Source organism: Enterobacter cloacae complex sp. BZL2005 (assembly GCF_049238885.1).
Classification (GTDB): domain Bacteria; phylum Pseudomonadota; class Gammaproteobacteria; order Enterobacterales; family Enterobacteriaceae; genus Enterobacter; species Enterobacter roggenkampii.
This window is the reverse complement of sequence record NZ_JBMKGI010000003.1, coordinates 62,815-79,831: the sequence shown is the minus strand read 5'-3', so window position 1 is coordinate 79,831 and position 17,017 is coordinate 62,815. Positions and strand designations below refer to the sequence as shown.

The following is a 17,017-nucleotide window of genomic DNA, read 5'->3' as shown; positions in this document are numbered from 1 at the left end:
TTGGATGGTAGCCGCAGAACGAGCACTTTGCGGGTACAGACGTTGGATACACTCATACAACAACTGATCAACGGTGTGATGCTGGGAAGCATCTACGCGCTGATCGCGCTGGGCTATACCATGGTGTATGGCATTTTGCGCATTATTAACTTTGCTCACGGCGATATTCTGATGGTCGGCGCGCTCACCACGCTCTCCGCCAGTAACGCCCTGAATACCACTTTTCCGCATATGCCGCAGCTGTTGCAGCTCGGCGTTGCCCTGATGATTGCCATGGCCGTTTGCGCCCTGCTGGCGATGGCCGTGGAACGCTTTGCCTACCGTCGACTGCGCAACGCCCCGCGCCTCGCGCCGCTGATCTCGGGTATCGGCGTTTCGGTCCTGCTGCAAACCGTGGCGATGATTATCTGGACGCGCAACCCGCTGATGTTCCCGCAGATCCTGCCGATGGACCCTATCGGCGTCACGTCCGGCAGCGAAGCGCATCCTCCTGCCATCGTCACCGTCACCGGTATCGTCACCGTTGTCCTTGCGCTGGCGGTGATGACCGGGCTGTGGCTACTGGTGGAATACACCCGCCTGGGGCGCGGCATGCGCGCCGTGGCGGAAAACCCGCGCGTGGCCACGCTGATGGGGGTTAACCCAAACGCCATCATCACCCTGACGTTTGCCATTGGCGGGGCGTTTGCCGCGCTGGCAGGCGTGATGATGGCCAGCAATTACGGTAACGCCAGCTTCTCGATGGGCTTTTTGCCCGGGATAAAAGCCTTTACCGCCGCCGTGCTGGGGGGCATTGGCAACATTCGGGGCGCCATGATTGGCGGCATCCTGCTCGGCATTATCGAAGCGCTGGGCGCAGGCTACCTGGGTGAACTGACCCACGGCGTATTTGGCAGCAACTATCAGGATGTCTTTGCCTTTGTGGTGCTGATCCTGGTGCTGGTCTTCCGTCCGGCTGGCCTGCTGGGCGAGCGCGTGGCGCACAGGGCGTAAGGAATACCATGACAACACTTCAACTCCAGACCCCGACGACGACACGCAAATTCTGGTCAGGCATGAGCCTGTTCTGCCTCGCGCTGCTGATTGCTCCCGTAGTGGCCACGCAGCTTGGCGGCAACTACTGGGTGCGCGTTATCGACTTCGCCCTGCTCTACATCATGCTGGCGCTCGGGCTAAACATTGTGGTGGGCTATACCGGCCTGCTGGACATGGGCTTTATCGCCTTTTACGCGGTCGGCGCCTACCTCGCGGCACTGATGGCCTCCCCACACCTGCTGGAGGTGTTTCCGATCCTCGGCGTCTGGTTCCCGGACGGGCTGCACACCTCGTATCTGCTCATTATTCCGCTGGCCGCCCTCGTCGCGGCAGTCTGCGGGATTTTACTCGGTGCTCCTACGCTCAAGCTGCGCGGGGACTACCTGGCGATAGTGACCCTTGGCTTTGGCGAAATTATCCGCATCCTGATGCGTAACCTCGACCGTCCGGTGAACATCACCAACGGCGCAAAGGGCATAACCGGAGTGGATACGCTGAACCTGTTCGGCCTGAAGTTCAGCGGCGTATACCACTGGTTTGGTTTCAAAGTGCCTGCCCTGTGGCTGTGGTACTACCTGCTGATGCTGGTCATTGTGGCGATTATTTTTGTCTGCCTGCGCCTGCAGCATTCCCGAATTGGTCGCGCCTGGCACGCCATCCGCGAGGATGAAGATGTGGCGCGCGCGATGGGCATCAACGTGCGTAACTATAAATTGCTCGCCTTTGCGATGGGCGCCTCCTTTGGCGGCGTGGCGGGTGCGCTTTTCGGCGCGTTTCAGGGCTTTGTCTCCCCGGAGTCCTTCACGTTACAGGAATCGATTGCCGTACTGGCGATGGTGGTGCTGGGCGGCATGGGGCACATTCCGGGCGTGATCCTGGGCGCGGTACTGCTTACCGCCCTGCCGGAACTGCTGCGCAGCCAGGCAGCACCGGTTCAGCAGGCGCTGTTCGGTACGGTGCTGATTGACCCGGAAGTGCTGCGCCAGCTGTTTTACGGTCTGGCACTGGTGCTGGTTATGCTGGTGCGCCCGTCCGGGATCTGGCCGGTACGCCACAAGGAGGCGAAGGCATGAGACTGTTAACCGTACGCAACATGACAAAACGCTTCGGCGGGCTGACTGCTGTAGATGACGTTTCCTTAACCGTGAACAAAGGCGAGATCTACGGACTGATCGGCCCCAACGGCGCGGGAAAAACCACCTGCTTTAACCTCATCACCGGCCTTTATCCGGCGGACAGCGGCGAGTTTTCGATAGCGGATAAGCCCTATTTCCCAAAACACATAGAGAAAGTGACCGCCGCCGGGATTGCGCGCACCTTCCAGAACGTGCGCCTCTTCAACGACATGTCGGTACTGGAAAACGTGATGGTGGGCCGCCACGTGCGCACCCGTAACGGCCTGTGGGCCGCGCTGAGCCGCCATAAACGCGCTCGCGAAGAAGAGAAGCAGACCCGCGAGCTGGCCTGGCACTGGCTGGACTATACCGGCATTGCGCAGTTCGCCCACTATCGCGCCTGCGATCTGGCCTATGGCCATCAGCGTCGCCTTGAAATCGCCCGCGCGCTGGCAACAGATCCGCTGCTGCTGGCGCTGGACGAACCCGCCGCCGGGATGAACGCGGCGGAAAAAGTGGCGCTCGGCGAGCTGCTCATCCGCATCCGCGATCACGGCAAAACCCTGCTGATGATTGAACATGACGTCAAGCTGGTGATGGGCATCTGCGATCGCCTGACGGTGCTTGATTACGGCAAAACGCTCGCCAGCGGCACGCCGGAAAACGTGCGGCGCGACCCGGCAGTGATCGCCGCCTGGCTTGGAGGCAACGCCCATGTCTGAATTACTGAAGGTAGAACGTCTGGACGTGCATTACGGCGGCATTCAGGCCGTACGCGATGTCTCATTTGCCCTGCGCGAGGGCGAACAGGCTACGCTGATCGGCGCTAACGGCGCGGGGAAAAGTTCCACCGTGCGCGCCATTACCGGGCTGGAAAACTTTAGCGGCAGCATTGTCTTCAGCGGTAAAGCGTTATGCAAACAGAGCCCGGAGACCCTGCTTCGCGACGGGCTGGTGATGGTCCCGGAGGGCCGCGGGATCTTCTCCCGCATGACGGTGCTGGAAAACCTGCAGATGGGCGCCTGGCTCAGGCGTGACACTGTCACCGCCAGGCGCGAGATGAACGAGATTTTCGAACGCTTCCCGCGTCTGGGCGAACGCCAGCATCAGCTTGCCGGTCTGCTGTCCGGCGGCGAGCAACAGCTGCTGGCCCTTAACCGTGCCCTGCTCAGCCGCCCGCGCCTGCTGATCCTCGACGAGCCGTCAATGGGCCTTGCCCCGAAGATGGTCGAGAACATATTTGCCGTTATTGCCGGGCTGCGCGAGCGCGGCGTCGCCCTGCTGCTTATCGAACAAAACGCCCGGCTCGCGCTGGAGGTGACCGATAGCGCGTGGGTGATGGACAGCGGCAGCATTGTTCATCATGGCGAATCGACAGCGCTGCTCAACGACGACCAGATTGCACAGATTTATTTGGGCGAAATGCCCGTTTAACCACACCAGCCAACATCAGGGAAATACAATGAAAACAGTAAAAATCAGCGCGCTCAGCGCCGCTATTCTGCTCGGTGGTTTTGCCTCAACGTCCGCGTGGGCCGCTGACGGTGAAACCGTGGTCATCGGACTAGCAGGCCCGCTGACCGGCCCGTCTGCCCGTATCGGGAAAGATCTGGAGAACGGCGCGCAGCTGGCCATTGACGACATCAACAAGCAGCACCCGACCATCGGCGGCAAAGCGGTGACCTTCAAACTGCAGTCCGAAGACGATCAGTCCGACCCGCGCACTGCCGTAGCCGTCGCGCAGCGTCTGGTGGATAGCGGCGTGGCGGGCGTGGTCGGTCACTGGAATACCGGCACCAGCATTCCGGCGGCCCGCATTTATCACGATGCAGACATCGCCCAGGTGGCGCCGGTCGCAACTGGTCATGCCTATACCCAACAGGGTTTTGACACCAGCTTCCGCGTGATGGGCCACGACGATGACGGCGGCCAGCTCGCCGGTCAGTACGCGGTTAACACCCTGAAAGCCAAACGCATTGCGGTGATCGACGACCGCACCGCATTTGGTCAGGGTCTGGCAGACCAGTTTATTAAATCGCTGGAAGCGCAGGGCGTGAAAATTGTCGATCGTCAGTACGTGGATGACAAAACGGTCGATTTCAGCGCCGTACTGACCGCCATCCGCAGTAAAAACGCCGATCTGATCTTCTTCGGCGGCGTCGACAGCCAGGCCGCACCGCTGGCGCGCCGCATCAAACAGCTGGGCATGAATGCCACGCTGATGGGCGCAGGCGGATTCGTCAGCCAGACGTTCCTCAAGCTGGCGCAGAAAGAAGGCGAAGGCGTTGTGGCGCTGGAGCCGGGTCTGCCCGTTGACCAGATGCCGGGTGGTAAAGCGTTCGAGCAGGCGTACCAGTCCCGCTACCACACCCATATCGAACTGCACGCCCCGTTCGCCTATGACGCCACCCGCGTGCTGGTGGCGGCGATGGAAAAAGCAGACTCCGTTGAGCCGTCCGACTATCTGCCCGCCCTGCGCGCCATCAGCTATTCCGGCGTGACCGGACAGATCGCGTTTGATAAAGAGGGCAACCTGAAATCGCCGTCGTTCACGGTCTACAGAGTTGTCGACGGCAAATGGCAGCCGCAGACCGTGCTGGGCGGCGCAAAAGCGAAGTAACGCAGCGAGGCAATGTGATGAGTGATAATAATGAGCTGGGCATTCTCGCCCGCCGCAAAATTGAAGCCGAAATTATTAAGCCAATTTATGAAATCCTGGTGCGCGAGATAGGGAAAGACCGCGCCCAGGCGGTGATTGGTGAGGCCATTGAGCAGGCCGCGATTGACGCTGGCAAAGGGTTTGCCAGCAAAGAACCCAACGGCGCAAACATCAAGAGCTTTATCGCCCTGCAGTATCTGTGGGAGAAAGATAACGCCCTGGAGGTGAAGGTGATTGACGCCGACGACCAGCAGTACAACTACAACGTGACCCGCTGTCGCTACGCGGAGATGTACCACGAGATGGGGCTGGGCGAAATTGGTCACCTGCTCTCCTGCGCGCGCGATGAAAAATTCATCGTGGGCTATGCACCCGACGTAGAGCTAACCCGCAGCACCACCATTATGCAGGGCGGCGCGTGCTGTGATTTCCGTTACCGCAGCAGTAAGGACAAGCCATGATCCGCGTCAACGCCGAACGGCTGTGGTCAACGCTTGAGATGATGGCGCAGATCGGCGGTACGCCCGCCGGTGGCGTCACCCGTCTGGCACTGAGCGAGGAAGATCGTATTGCGCGTGACCTGCTTCGCGACTGGGCGCTGGACGCCGGTTTTACCTGTGACGTCGACAGCATGGGCAATATGTTTATCCGTCGTGCGGGGAAAAATCCGCAGCTTGCCCCGGTCTTGACCGGTTCGCACGTGGATACGCAGCCGCTGGGGGGGAACTACGACGGGGTTTACGGCGTGCTGGCCGGGCTGGAGCTGCTGCGAACGTTCAACGACCATCACATTGAGACGGAACGTGACGTTGTGCTGGTCAACTGGACCAACGAAGAAGGCGCGCGCTTCGCGCCAGCCATGCTCTCTTCAGGGGTCTGGACGGGGCAATTTAACGAAGCGTACGCCCATGCCCGCGCGGATAGCAACGGTATCACCGTGGGTGAAGCCCTGGATAACATCGGCTACCGGGGTGAAGCCCCTGCCCGCGCGTTTCCGGTTCACGCCTGCTACGAGCTGCACATCGAGCAGGGCCCGATTCTGGAGGACGAAGGTCTGGATATCGGGCTCGTCCGCGCGGCAATGGGCCAGCGCTGGTTCACCCTGACGCTGGACGGATTTGCCGCCCATGCAGGAACGACGCCGATGCACAGCCGCCGCGACGCGCTGACCGCCTTCGCGGAGCTGGCGCTGAAGGTGGAGGAGATTGGCTATCGGCATGCGCCGGACGGACGGGCGACGATCGGTATGGCGCAGGTTACGCCAAACTCGCGCAACGTCGTGCCGTCTCGGGTGGTCTGCAGCGTGGAGTTTCGCCATCCGGCGCAGACGGCGCTGGAAGCCATGGAGGCAGCGCTGCATAAGGTGGCTGAAAGCCTGAGCCTGCGCGGGGTGGCGGCTGTCGTTGAGCGCATCTTTGACTACGCGCCCGTCGCGTTTGATGCCGAATGTCTGGCCCGCACGGAGAAGGCCGTGGCGGAACTGGGCTACTCGGCGAAACCGATGGTCTCCGGCGCGGGACACGACGCCTGCTATGTGAGCAAAATTGCCCCTGCCAGCATGATTTTTATCCCCTGCGTGAAGGGCATCAGCCATAACGAAGCGGAAAGGATCCTGCCGGAGTGGTCAGAGAAAGGGGCAAACGTGCTGTTGCACAGCGTGTTGGCCGCGGCCCAGGAAAAATAAACCGGGTGGCGCGGCTCGGACAACCGCGCCCGTAGGCCCGGTAAGCGCAGCGCCACCGGGCGTGTTTTACCCCTTCGTCACCTTCGCCAGGCTGAACCAGATCCCCCCTGCCAGCAACAGCAGCATTCCGCCCGCACTCCCCAGCGCCACGCTGTGGGAAGTAATAAACGCACTTTTCGCCGCCTCAATCACCGCCTCCGCCAGCGTCGGCGTCAATTCCTGCGCCACCTTCATCGCTTCACCAATCGATGACGAGGCTTTATCGACGAGCGAGGAATTCAGCCCCTGCGGCAAGTCAATCGACGCCGAGAAGCTGCGGGTCAACAGCAGGCCAAAAATGGCGATCCCCAGCCCGGCCCCCAGCTCATAGGACATGGTTTCAATGGCTCCGGCGGCAGCCGCCTTCTCTTTCGGCGCGGCCGCCATAATGGCCGAGGTCGAGGCCAGCAGCGCGCTGGCGGCACTGAAGCCGAGCAGCACCATCAGCCCCCACGCCTGCCACTGCTGCGTGCTGAAGTCGAGCGTCGACAGGCCGATAAAGCTGACCGCGCTCAGCCCCATGCCACCCGCAGCGACAATGCGTAGCCCCAGACGGCCCACCAGCACACCGGCAATCGGTCCGCTGAACCCGCTGGCCACCATTACCGGGAGCATAAACATGCCCGCCTCGAACGGCGTAAAGCCATGGACAAACTGCAGTTCCTGCGCCATCAGCAATTCAAAGCCCACCAGGGCGATCATCGCCGTCATCGCCATTACCACGCCGCTTAAAATGATGCGGTGACAGAACAGGCGCATGTCGATCATCGGCACGCGGGCGCGAAGCTGGATGCGCACAAAAATAAACAGCATCACGGCCCCCGTCAGCAGGGTACACGCCACCAGCCACGGCGCCAGAGCGCCCTTAAGCGCGGTTTTGGCGCTGTAGACCAGCAGCAAAATCGCCACAATCAGCATGATGGCATGGCTGATATTCAGCGGCTGCTCTGGTCGGCCCTGCTGACGGGGGACAAAACGCGCGGCCAGCGACACCACCACCAGCACAATCGGTACGTTGATCAAAAACACCGATCCCCAGTAAAAATGCTCCAGCAGCATACCGCCAATCAGCGGGCCAAACGCTGCCCCGCCGGAACCGACCGCCGCCCAGACGCCGAGCGCGATGTTGCGATCTTTCGCGTCGGTAAAGAGCGTGCGGATCCCCGCCAGAGTGGCAGGAATGATCATGGCCGCACCAATCGCCAGCGAGGCGCGCGCCGCGATCAGCCACCCTGCTGAGGGAGCAAACGCTGCCGCCAGCGATGACAGGCCAAACAGCGTGCTGCCGATCATCAACAACCGTTTAAAACCGATGCGGTCACCCAGGGCGCCCATCGGCAGCACCATTCCCGCCATCACCAGCGAGTAAATATCGATAATCCACAATAATTCATTGCCGCTGGCGCCCAGCGTCATGCTCAATGTCGGCGCCGCTACGTGCAGCACCGTCGCGTCAATCGCCACCGGGATATACACCAGCACGATAATCACTAACGCTAACCACTGACGAAACATAAATTTCCTTTTCATCTCAAACCTGGACACATGTCCAGATTGCGATCCTACGTAAAGTTGAACGTATGTCCAGCTTTTTGTTACACTCGTTTCATTCCTATTGAGAGTAGTGAAAAATGCAATATTTGAGCAAGGAAGAGAGACGGGAAGCGATCCTGCAGGCCGCGATGCGCGTGGCGCTGGCCGAGGGGCTGGCAGCCATGACGGTACGGCGAATTGCCGCAGAAGCAGGCGTCGCGACCGGACAGGTCCACCACCACTTCGCCTCCGGCGGCGAGCTAAAATCGCTGGCCTTTGTGCGCGTGATCCGCGAGCTGCTGGATGCCGACGTGGTGGGTGAAAACGCCAGCTGGCGGGAACGGCTGCACAGCATGCTCGGCAGTGACGACGGCGGGCTTGAGCCTTACATTCGCCTCTGGCGGGAAGCTCAAATTCTCGCCAGCCGGGATCCTGAAATCAACGCGGCTTACGCCCTGACCATGGAGATGTGGCATCAGGAGACCGTGGCGATTATCCGCGCCGGGGCGGAGGCCAACGCCTTTACGCTTACCGATCGCGCGGAAAATATTGCCTGGCGATTGATCGGGCTGGTTTGTGGGCTTGATGGGATCACGATTTTAAATATGCCCGAAATGGACGATGCGGCGTTTAATAAGCATCTCGATAAACTTATCTCCCTCGAATTGGGTTAATACTCCCAACGGAGTATTATTTACCGCGAGTTTTACAATTAGTAACACATTAAGCGAACCCATATTTTCTTTCGAATCTCAGGGGTTCGCTTTTTTATCTATCCTTTCAGTTGTATCTAAAAACATCCAATAAACCAACCAGCACACTCACATCTATCTAACTGTTTTCATTTGTTTTCTCTTCATTCTGGCGAGCAAGAGGGTGATATGTCACAACAAAGTGAGAAGAGTAATCCGCATCTGTTAAGTAACTGGAAACCGGAAAATGTGCAATTTTGGGAAAACAAAGGAAAACATATCGCGCGAAGAAACCTGTGGATTTCTGTCGCCTGTTTGCTGTTAGCGTTTTGCGTCTGGATGTTATTTAGCGCCATTGCCGTCAATCTGAATAAAGTCGGATTTAATTTCACCACCGATCAACTTTTTATGCTAACGGCATTACCTTCTCTCTCCGGCGCGATATTGCGCGTCCCCTATTCGTTTATGGTACCCATATTTGGCGGACGATACTGGACGGTATTGAGTACCGTCATCCTGATCATTCCCTGCGTCTGGCTGGGGATGGCCATTCAGAACACCGCGACGCCTTACTGGATCTTTATTGTGATTGCCCTGCTCTGCGGCTTTGCAGGCGCCAACTTTGCCTCCAGCATGGGCAACATCAGCTTCTTCTTCCCCAAGGCAAAACAGGGTAGCGCGCTCGGTATTAACGGCGGGCTCGGCAACCTGGGCGTCAGCGTGATGCAGCTGGTCGCGCCGCTGGTGATCTTCCTGCCGATGTTTACCTTCCTGGGCGTGGAGGGCGTACCGCAGGATGACGGTTCCACCCTGTGGCTGGCCAATGCGGCCTGGATATGGGCGCCGCTGCTGCTGCTGGCCACCCTTGCGGCCTTCTTTGGAATGAACGATATCGCCAGCTCCAAGGCCTCTATCGCCAGCCAGCTCCCGGTGCTGAAGCGCTTTCATCTCTGGCTGCTGAGCCTTCTCTATCTGGCGACCTTCGGCTCGTTTATCGGCTTCTCGGCGGGCTTTGCCATGCTGTCAAAAACCCAGTTTCCGGACGTCAACATTCTGCACCTCGCCTTCTTTGGCCCCCTAATCGGTGCGCTGGCGCGATCAGCGGGCGGGATGATCTCTGACAAACTGGGCGGCGTCCGGGTCACGCTGATTAACTTCGTTTTTATGGCCCTCTTCAGCGCCCTGATCTTCCTGACGCTGCCCGGCTCTGGCTCCGGCAGCTTCGTCGCGTTCTATCTGGTCTTTATGGGGCTGTTCCTCACCGCCGGGCTCGGCAGCGGATCGACCTTCCAGATGATCGCGATTATCTTCCGCCAAATCACGCTCGACCGCGTCAAAAAACAGGGCGGCACGGACGAGCAGGCGCAGCACGAAGCGGTGACAGAGACCGCCGCCGCGCTGGGCTTTATCTCCGCTATCGGCGCCGTTGGCGGGTTCTTCATTCCCAAAGCCTTTGGCACCTCGCTGGCAATGACCGGATCGCCGGTCGGTGCCATGAAGGTGTTCCTCGTGTTTTACATCGTCTGCGTGCTCGTTACCTGGCTGGTGTATGGCCGCAAATCCGCAAAAAAACAATAACTACACGTCCGAAGCAGGAGAAATGTCATGAGCAAACTGTTGGATCGCTTTCGTTATTTCAAAACAAAGGGGGACAGCTTCGCCAACGGGCACGGGCAGGTATATAACACCAACCGCGACTGGGAGGACGGCTACCGTCAGCGCTGGCAGTTCGACAAGATCGTGCGCTCCACCCACGGCGTGAACTGTACCGGCTCCTGCAGCTGGAAGATTTACGTTAAAAACGGCCTCGTGACCTGGGAAACCCAGCAGACCGACTATCCGCGCACCCGCCCTGACCTGCCCAACCACGAACCGCGCGGCTGCCCGCGTGGCGCAAGCTACTCGTGGTATCTCTATAGCGCCAACCGTCTTAAATACCCGCTGGTGCGCCGCAGGCTGATTGAGCTGTGGCGCGAGGCGCTGGCGCAGCATACAGATCCGGTGCTGGCCTGGGACGCCATCCAGAGCGATCCGCAAAAGGCGCAAAGCTACAGGAAGGCGCGGGGTAAAGGCGGGTTTATCCGCTCGAACTGGAAAGAGCTGAACCAGCTGATTGCCGCCGCCAACGTCTGGACCATCAAAAACTATGGTCCGGACCGCGTGGCCGGTTTTTCCCCTATTCCGGCGATGTCGATGGTCTCCTACGCCGCCGGCACGCGCTATCTTTCCCTGCTGGGCGGTACCTGCCTGAGCTTCTACGACTGGTACTGCGACCTGCCTCCGGCGTCGCCGATGACCTGGGGCGAGCAGACCGACGTGCCGGAGTCCGCCGACTGGTACAACTCCAGCTATATCATCGCCTGGGGCTCGAACGTGCCGCAGACCCGAACCCCGGACGCCCATTTCTTCACCGAGGTGCGCTACAAGGGCACCAAAACCGTCGCCATCACGCCGGACTTCTCGGAGGTGGCGAAGCTGAGCGACCAGTGGCTGTCCCCCAAACAGGGCACCGACAGCGCCCTCGCCATGGCGATGGGCCACGTGATCCTCAAAGAATTTCACCTCGATAACCCGAGCGACTACTTCCTTAACTACTGCCGCCGCTATACCGATATGCCGATGCTGGTGCTGCTGGACGAGCAGGAAGACGGTCGCGTGGTGCCGGGACGTATGCTGCGCGCCTCGGACCTTGTCGACGGGCTGGGGGAAGCCAATAACCCGGAATGGAAGACCGTCGCCTTTGACGTAGCCGGAAACCTGGTGGTGCCAAACGGCTCCATCGGCTTTCGCTGGGGAGAAAAAGGCAAATGGAACCTGGAGCCACAGGCTGCGGGCCACGACACCGAACTGACGCTGTCGCTGCTCATTACCCACGACAGCGTGGCCGATGTCGCCTTCCCCTACTTTGGCGGCAACGAGAACCCGCATTTCCGCAGCGTGAAGCAGGAGCCGGTGCTGACGCGCCGCGTGCCGAGCAAAACCCTGACCCTCGCCGACGGCAGCGAGAAACGGGTAGTCAGCGTTTACGATCTGGTGCTGGCGAACTACGGTCTCGACCGCGGTCTGGAGGACAGCAACGCTGCAGAAAGCTATGACCAGGTCAAAGCCTATACCCCCGCCTGGGGCGAGCAGATCACCGGCGTGCCCGCCCGGCTGATTGAAAAAATCGCCCGCGAGTTTGCCGACACGGCGCACAAAACCCACGGCCGGTCGATGATCATTCTCGGTGCAGGGGTGAACCACTGGTACCACATGGACATGAACTACCGCGGGATGATCAACATGCTGGTCTTCTGCGGCTGCGTCGGGCAGAGCGGCGGCGGCTGGTCGCACTATGTCGGCCAGGAGAAGCTGCGCCCGCAAACCGGCTGGCTGCCGCTGGCCTTCGCGCTGGACTGGAACCGTCCGCCGCGCCAGATGAACAGCACCTCCTTCTTCTACAACCACGCCAGCCAGTGGCGCTACGAGAAGCTGACCGCGCAGGAGCTGCTCTCCCCGCTGGCGGACGCCTCGAGGTTCACCGGCCACCTGATTGATTTCAACGTCCGCGCCGAGCGCATGGGCTGGCTGCCGTCGGCGCCGCAGCTCAACCTCAACCCGCTGCACATCAAAGCCCGCGCGGACGCGGCGGGCATCACGCCGCAGGCGTACACCATTCAGGCGTTAAAATCGGGCGAGATCCGCTTCGCCTGCGAGCAGCCGGACAGCGGTAAGAACCACCCGCGCAACCTGTTCGTCTGGCGCTCTAACCTGCTCGGCTCGTCCGGGAAAGGCCATGAGTACATGCTGAAATACCTGCTCGGCACCGAGAGCGGGATTCAGGGCGAGGATTTAGGCTCAACCGACGACGTGAAGCCTGAGGAAGTGGAGTGGCAGACCGCCGCCATTGAGGGCAAGCTCGACCTGCTGGTGACGCTCGACTTCCGCATGTCCAGCACCTGCCTGTTCTCGGATATCGTCCTGCCGACCGCCACCTGGTATGAAAAAGACGATATGAATACCTCGGACATGCATCCGTTTATTCACCCGCTCTCGGCCGCCGTCGACCCGGCGTGGGAGTCCCGCAGCGACTGGGAGATCTACAAGGGCATCGCCAACGTCTTCTCCGAGGTCTGCGTCGGGCATCTCGGCACCGAAACCGATGTAGTGCTACAGCCGCTACAGCATGACTCCCCGGCGGAGCTGTCGCAGCCGTTTGATATTCAGGACTGGCGCAAAGGGGAATGCGATTTGATCCCCGGTAAAACGGCGCCGAACATCGCGGTCGTCGAGCGGAACTACCCGGAAACTTACGAACGCTTCACCGCCCTCGGCCCGCTGATGGATAAGCTCGGCAACGGCGGGAAAGGCATATCGTGGAACACGCAGAGCGAGGTCGATTTCCTCGGCAAGCTCAACTACGTCAAGCTCGACGGCCCGGCGAAAGGCCGCCCGCGCATTGAAACTGCCATTGACGCTTCAGAGGTGATCCTCGCCCTTGCGCCGGAAACCAACGGCCAGGTGGCGGTGAAGGCCTGGGAAGCGCTCGGCGAGCTGACCGGGCGCAATCACACCCATCTGGCGCTGAACAAGGAAGACGAGAAGATCCGCTTCCGCGATATCCAGGCGCAGCCGCGTAAAATCATCTCCAGCCCGACCTGGTCCGGCCTGGAGAGCGAGCACGTCTCCTATAACGCGGGCTATACCAACGTTCACGAGCTGATCCCGTGGCGTACCCTTTCCGGCCGCCAGCAGCTGTATCAGGATCATCCCTGGATGCGCGCGTTCGGAGAGAGCCTGGTGGCCTATCGTCCACCGATTGACACCCGCAGCGTCACCCATATGCGCGAGATCCCGCCGAACGGCTTCCCGGAAAAAGCGCTCAATTTCCTCACGCCGCACCAGAAATGGGGCATTCACTCCACCTACAGCGAAAACCTGCTGATGCAGACCCTGTCGCGTGGCGGCCCCATCGTCTGGATCAGCGAAACCGACGCGCGCGAGCTGGGCATTGAGGACAACGACTGGATCGAGGCCTTCAACGCCAACGGCGCCCTCACCGCCCGCGCGGTGGTCAGCCAGCGCGTGCCGCCGGGCATGACCATGATGTATCACGCTCAGGAGCGCATCCTGAACATTCCGGGTTCCGAGGTGACCGGACGGCGCGGCGGGATCCACAACTCTGTCACCCGCGTCTGCCCGAAACCGACGCATATGATCGGCGGCTACGCCCAGCTGGCGTACAGCTTTAACTATTACGGCACCGTCGGCTCCAACCGCGACGAGTTCATCATGATCCGCAAAATGAAAAACATTAACTGGCTGGACGGCGAAGGTCGGGATCAGGTCCAGGAGGCGAAAAAATGAAAATACGCTCACAGGTTGGCATGGTTCTGAATCTCGATAAATGCATCGGCTGCCACACCTGCTCGGTCACCTGCAAGAACGTCTGGACCGGGCGTGAAGGGATGGAATATGCGTGGTTCAACAACGTGGAGACCAAACCGGGGATCGGCTACCCGAAAAACTGGGAGGATCAGGAGGAGTGGCAAGGCGGCTGGATCCGCGGCATTCACGGCAAGCTGACCCCACGCCTCGGCGGCAAAATGGGCGTGCTGTCGAAGATTTTCGCCAACCCCGTCCTGCCGCAGATTGACGATTATTACGAACCCTTCACCTTTGACTATCAGGATCTGCACCGCGCCCCGGAGGGGGATCACCTCCCTACCGCCCGCCCGCGCTCGCTGATTGACGGCAAGCGGATGGACAAAATCGTCTGGGGCCCCAACTGGGAGGAGCTGCTGGGGGGCGAGTTCGAAAAACGCGCCCGCGACCGTAACTTCCAGAAGATCCAGAAGGAGATGTACGGCCAGTTCGAAAACACCTTCATGATGTACCTGCCGCGCCTGTGCGAGCACTGTCTCAACCCGAGCTGCGTGGCCACCTGTCCGAGCGGCGCCATCTACAAGCGCGAAGAGGACGGCATTGTGCTGATCGACCAGGACAAATGCCGCGGCTGGCGCCTGTGCATCAGCGGCTGTCCCTACAAGAAAATCTACTTCAACTGGAAGAGCGGCAAGTCTGAAAAATGCATCTTCTGCTACCCGCGCATTGAGTCCGGCCAGCCGACCGTCTGCTCGGAAACCTGCGTCGGGCGCATCCGCTACCTCGGCGTGCTGCTGTATGACGCGGACCGTATTGAAGAGGCGGCCAGCACCGAGCATGAAACCGATCTGTACGAGCGCCAGTGCGACGTGTTCCTCAACCCGAACGATCCGGCGGTGATTGAGGAAGCGCTGAAGCAGGGTATTCCGCAGAACGTGATTGACGCCGCCCAGCGTTCCCCGGTCTACAAAATGGCGATGGACTGGAAGCTGGCCCTGCCGCTGCACCCGGAATACCGCACCCTGCCGATGGTCTGGTACGTGCCGCCGCTGTCGCCGATTCAGTCCTACGCGGACGCCGGCGGCCTGCCGCAGAGCGACGGCGTTCTTCCCGCAGTCGAAAGCCTGCGCATTCCGGTGCAGTATCTGGCGAACATGCTCAGCGCGGGCGATACCGGCCCGGTGCTGCGCGCGCTGAAGCGCATGATGGCAATGCGTCACTACAAGCGTTCCCAGACCGTGGAAGGCGTGACCGATACCCGCGCCATTGAAGAGGTCGGCCTGACCGAAGCGCAGGTTGAGGAGATGTACCGCTATCTGGCGATTGCCAACTACGAAGACCGCTTCGTGATCCCGACCAGCCACCGCGAAATGGCGCGCGACGCCTTCCCGGAGAAAAACGGCTGCGGCTTCACCTTCGGCGACGGCTGCCACGGCTCCGATACGAAATTCAACCTCTTCAACAGCAGCCGCATCGACGCGATCAACATCACCGAGGTGCGCGAACACGGGGAGGGAGAGTAATGCAGATCCTCAAAATCATCGCGCTGCTGATCGAGTATCCCGATGAGACCCTGTGGGAAAACCGTGATGAAGCGCTTTCGTTAATTGCGCAGGACGCGCCCATGCTGCTGCCGTTTGCGCAGCAGCACCTGAGCGCCCCGCTGCTGGATAAGCAGGCCGAATGGTGCGAAGTGTTTGAACGCGGGCGCGCAACGTCCCTGCTGCTGTTCGAGCACGTTCACGCCGAGTCCCGCGATCGCGGCCAGGCGATGGTCGACCTGATGAGCCAGTATGAGAAAGCGGGTCTTGAGCTGGACTGCCGCGAGCTGCCGGACTACCTGCCGCTCTACCTGGAATACCTGAGCATCGTATCCGATGACGAAGCGCGTGACGGGCTGCAAAACGTCGCACCGATCCTGGCGCTGATCGGCGGCCGCCTGAAGCAGCGCGGCGTGGCGCACTATCAGCTGTTTGACGCCCTGCTGGCGCTGGCGGGAACGCGGCTTTCCAGCGACAGCGTGGCGAAACAGGTGTCCGGTGAAAAACGGGATGATACCCGTCAGGCGCTGGACGCCGTGTGGGAAGAGGAACAGGTGAAGTTTATCGAAGACAACGCCACATCGTGCGACAGCTCGCCGATGCAGCAATATCAACGACGCTTTAGCCAGGACGTCGCGCCGCAGTACGTGGACGTCAGCGCCGGAGGCCCAAAATGACACACTACCTGAACGTGTTTTTCTATGACATTTATCCGTACATCTGCGCCACCGTCTTTTTCCTCGGTAGCTGGTTGCGCTACGACTACGGACAGTACACCTGGCGCGCCTCGTCAAGCCAGATGCTCAGCAAACGCGGGATGAACTGGGGTTCTAACCTGTTTCATATCGGGATCCTGGGGATTTTTTTCGGGCACCTGTTCGGCATGTTAACCCCGCACTGGATGTACGCCTGGTTTTTACCCGTCGCGGTTAAGCAGCAGCTGGCCATGATTGCGGGAGGTATATGCGGCGTGCTGACGCTGATCGGCGGGTCGATGCTGCTTATTCGCCGCCTGTTCAACCAGCGGGTGCGTGCCACTTCCACCACGCCGGATATCATCATTATGAGTATCCTGCTGATACAGTGCATTCTGGGGCTATCGACCATTCCTTTCTCCGCGCAATATCCTGACGGAAGCGAGATGATGAAGCTGGTGGGCTGGGCGCAGGGGATCGTGACGTTTAAGGGCGGTTCATCAGAAATGCTGAGCGGCGTGGCGCCAATCTTCCGCGTGCATCTGGTGTTGGGGATGACGATCTTCCTCATCTTCCCCTTCACCCGCCTGGTGCACGTGTGGAGCGCGCCGTTTGAGTACTTTACGCGGCGGTATCAGGTGGTGAGATCGCGCCGTTGAT

General features: G+C 60.2%; 14 protein-coding genes. 13 read left to right on the top strand and 1 reads right to left on the bottom strand.

What is annotated here, in order from left to right; genetic code table 11:
* Positions 1 to 42: 42 nt before the first annotated feature.
* From ACOTXI_RS07730 to ACOTXI_RS07700, 7 genes are read left to right on the top strand one after another with little or no spacing between them, the layout of a single operon-like run.
* Positions 43 to 993, top strand: coding sequence for a branched-chain amino acid ABC transporter permease (locus tag ACOTXI_RS07730; protein WP_032622943.1), 951 nt, complete (start codon positions 43 to 45; stop codon positions 991 to 993).
* 8 nt (positions 994 to 1,001) lie between these two features.
* Complete coding sequence (locus ACOTXI_RS07725) at positions 1,002 to 2,108, top strand: branched-chain amino acid ABC transporter permease (RefSeq protein ID WP_058654486.1); 1,107 nt, start codon at positions 1,002 to 1,004, stop codon at positions 2,106 to 2,108.
* Positions 2,105 to 2,872 (top strand): ABC transporter ATP-binding protein, encoded by a 768-nt coding sequence (locus ACOTXI_RS07720; RefSeq protein ID WP_008501738.1) that lies wholly within the window; start codon positions 2,105 to 2,107, stop codon positions 2,870 to 2,872. The genes ACOTXI_RS07725 and ACOTXI_RS07720 overlap by 4 nt, the downstream gene beginning before the upstream one ends.
* The gene (locus tag ACOTXI_RS07715; RefSeq protein ID WP_058654487.1) at positions 2,865 to 3,584 is read left to right on the top strand and encodes an ABC transporter ATP-binding protein; all 720 of its coding nucleotides are present in this window, start codon (positions 2,865 to 2,867) and stop codon (positions 3,582 to 3,584) included. Before ACOTXI_RS07720 ends, ACOTXI_RS07715 begins: the two co-directional genes overlap by 8 nt.
* A gap of 28 nt (positions 3,585 to 3,612) precedes the next feature.
* Positions 3,613 to 4,770 carry a branched-chain amino acid ABC transporter substrate-binding protein gene (locus ACOTXI_RS07710; RefSeq protein WP_058654488.1) on the top strand — a complete coding sequence of 386 codons (1,158 nt, stop codon included), beginning with the start codon at positions 3,613 to 3,615 and terminating at the stop codon, positions 4,768 to 4,770.
* 17 nt (positions 4,771 to 4,787) lie between these two features.
* Entirely contained in the window at positions 4,788 to 5,270 is a 483-nt protein-coding gene (locus tag ACOTXI_RS07705) for an L-2-amino-thiazoline-4-carboxylic acid hydrolase (protein ID WP_058654489.1), read from the top strand.
* Positions 5,267 to 6,493 carry a Zn-dependent hydrolase gene (locus ACOTXI_RS07700; RefSeq protein ID WP_008501742.1) on the top strand — a complete coding sequence of 409 codons (1,227 nt, stop codon included), beginning with the start codon at positions 5,267 to 5,269 and terminating at the stop codon, positions 6,491 to 6,493. The genes ACOTXI_RS07705 and ACOTXI_RS07700 overlap by 4 nt, the downstream gene beginning before the upstream one ends.
* A 66-nt stretch (positions 6,494 to 6,559) precedes the next feature.
* Here the strand turns inward: ACOTXI_RS07700 and ACOTXI_RS07695 are convergent, their stop codons facing one another.
* Positions 6,560 to 8,047, bottom strand: coding sequence for an MFS transporter (locus tag ACOTXI_RS07695; protein WP_103786759.1), 1,488 nt, complete (start codon positions 8,045 to 8,047; stop codon positions 6,560 to 6,562).
* A gap of 116 nt (positions 8,048 to 8,163) precedes the next feature.
* Here ACOTXI_RS07695 and ACOTXI_RS07690 point away from each other — a divergent pair, with 116 nt between their 5' ends.
* The 6 genes from ACOTXI_RS07690 to narI all read left to right on the top strand — a co-directional run bounded on the left by ACOTXI_RS07690 (position 8,164) and on the right by narI (position 17,016).
* A complete protein-coding gene (locus ACOTXI_RS07690; RefSeq protein ID WP_021240211.1) occupies positions 8,164 to 8,739 on the top strand; it encodes a TetR family transcriptional regulator in 576 nt (191 codons plus the stop codon).
* 207 nt (positions 8,740 to 8,946) lie between these two features.
* On the top strand, positions 8,947 to 10,335 hold the full coding sequence (locus ACOTXI_RS07685; protein WP_087449386.1) for a NarK family nitrate/nitrite MFS transporter: 1,389 nt from the start codon (positions 8,947 to 8,949) through the stop codon (positions 10,333 to 10,335).
* 27 nt (positions 10,336 to 10,362) lie between these two features.
* Positions 10,363 to 14,103 carry a nitrate reductase subunit alpha gene (locus tag ACOTXI_RS07680; protein WP_058654492.1) on the top strand — a complete coding sequence of 1,247 codons (3,741 nt, stop codon included), beginning with the start codon at positions 10,363 to 10,365 and terminating at the stop codon, positions 14,101 to 14,103.
* A complete protein-coding gene (gene narH / locus ACOTXI_RS07675) occupies positions 14,100 to 15,644 on the top strand; it encodes a nitrate reductase subunit beta (RefSeq protein WP_008501747.1) in 1,545 nt (514 codons plus the stop codon). Before ACOTXI_RS07680 ends, narH begins: the two co-directional genes overlap by 4 nt.
* Positions 15,644 to 16,339 (top strand): nitrate reductase molybdenum cofactor assembly chaperone, encoded by a 696-nt coding sequence (gene narW, locus ACOTXI_RS07670; protein WP_058654493.1) that lies wholly within the window; start codon positions 15,644 to 15,646, stop codon positions 16,337 to 16,339. The genes narH and narW overlap by 1 nt, the downstream gene beginning before the upstream one ends.
* On the top strand, positions 16,336 to 17,016 hold the full coding sequence (gene narI / locus ACOTXI_RS07665) for a respiratory nitrate reductase subunit gamma (RefSeq protein WP_023292322.1): 681 nt from the start codon (positions 16,336 to 16,338) through the stop codon (positions 17,014 to 17,016). Before narW ends, narI begins: the two co-directional genes overlap by 4 nt.
* Position 17,017: the final 1 nt, after the last annotated feature.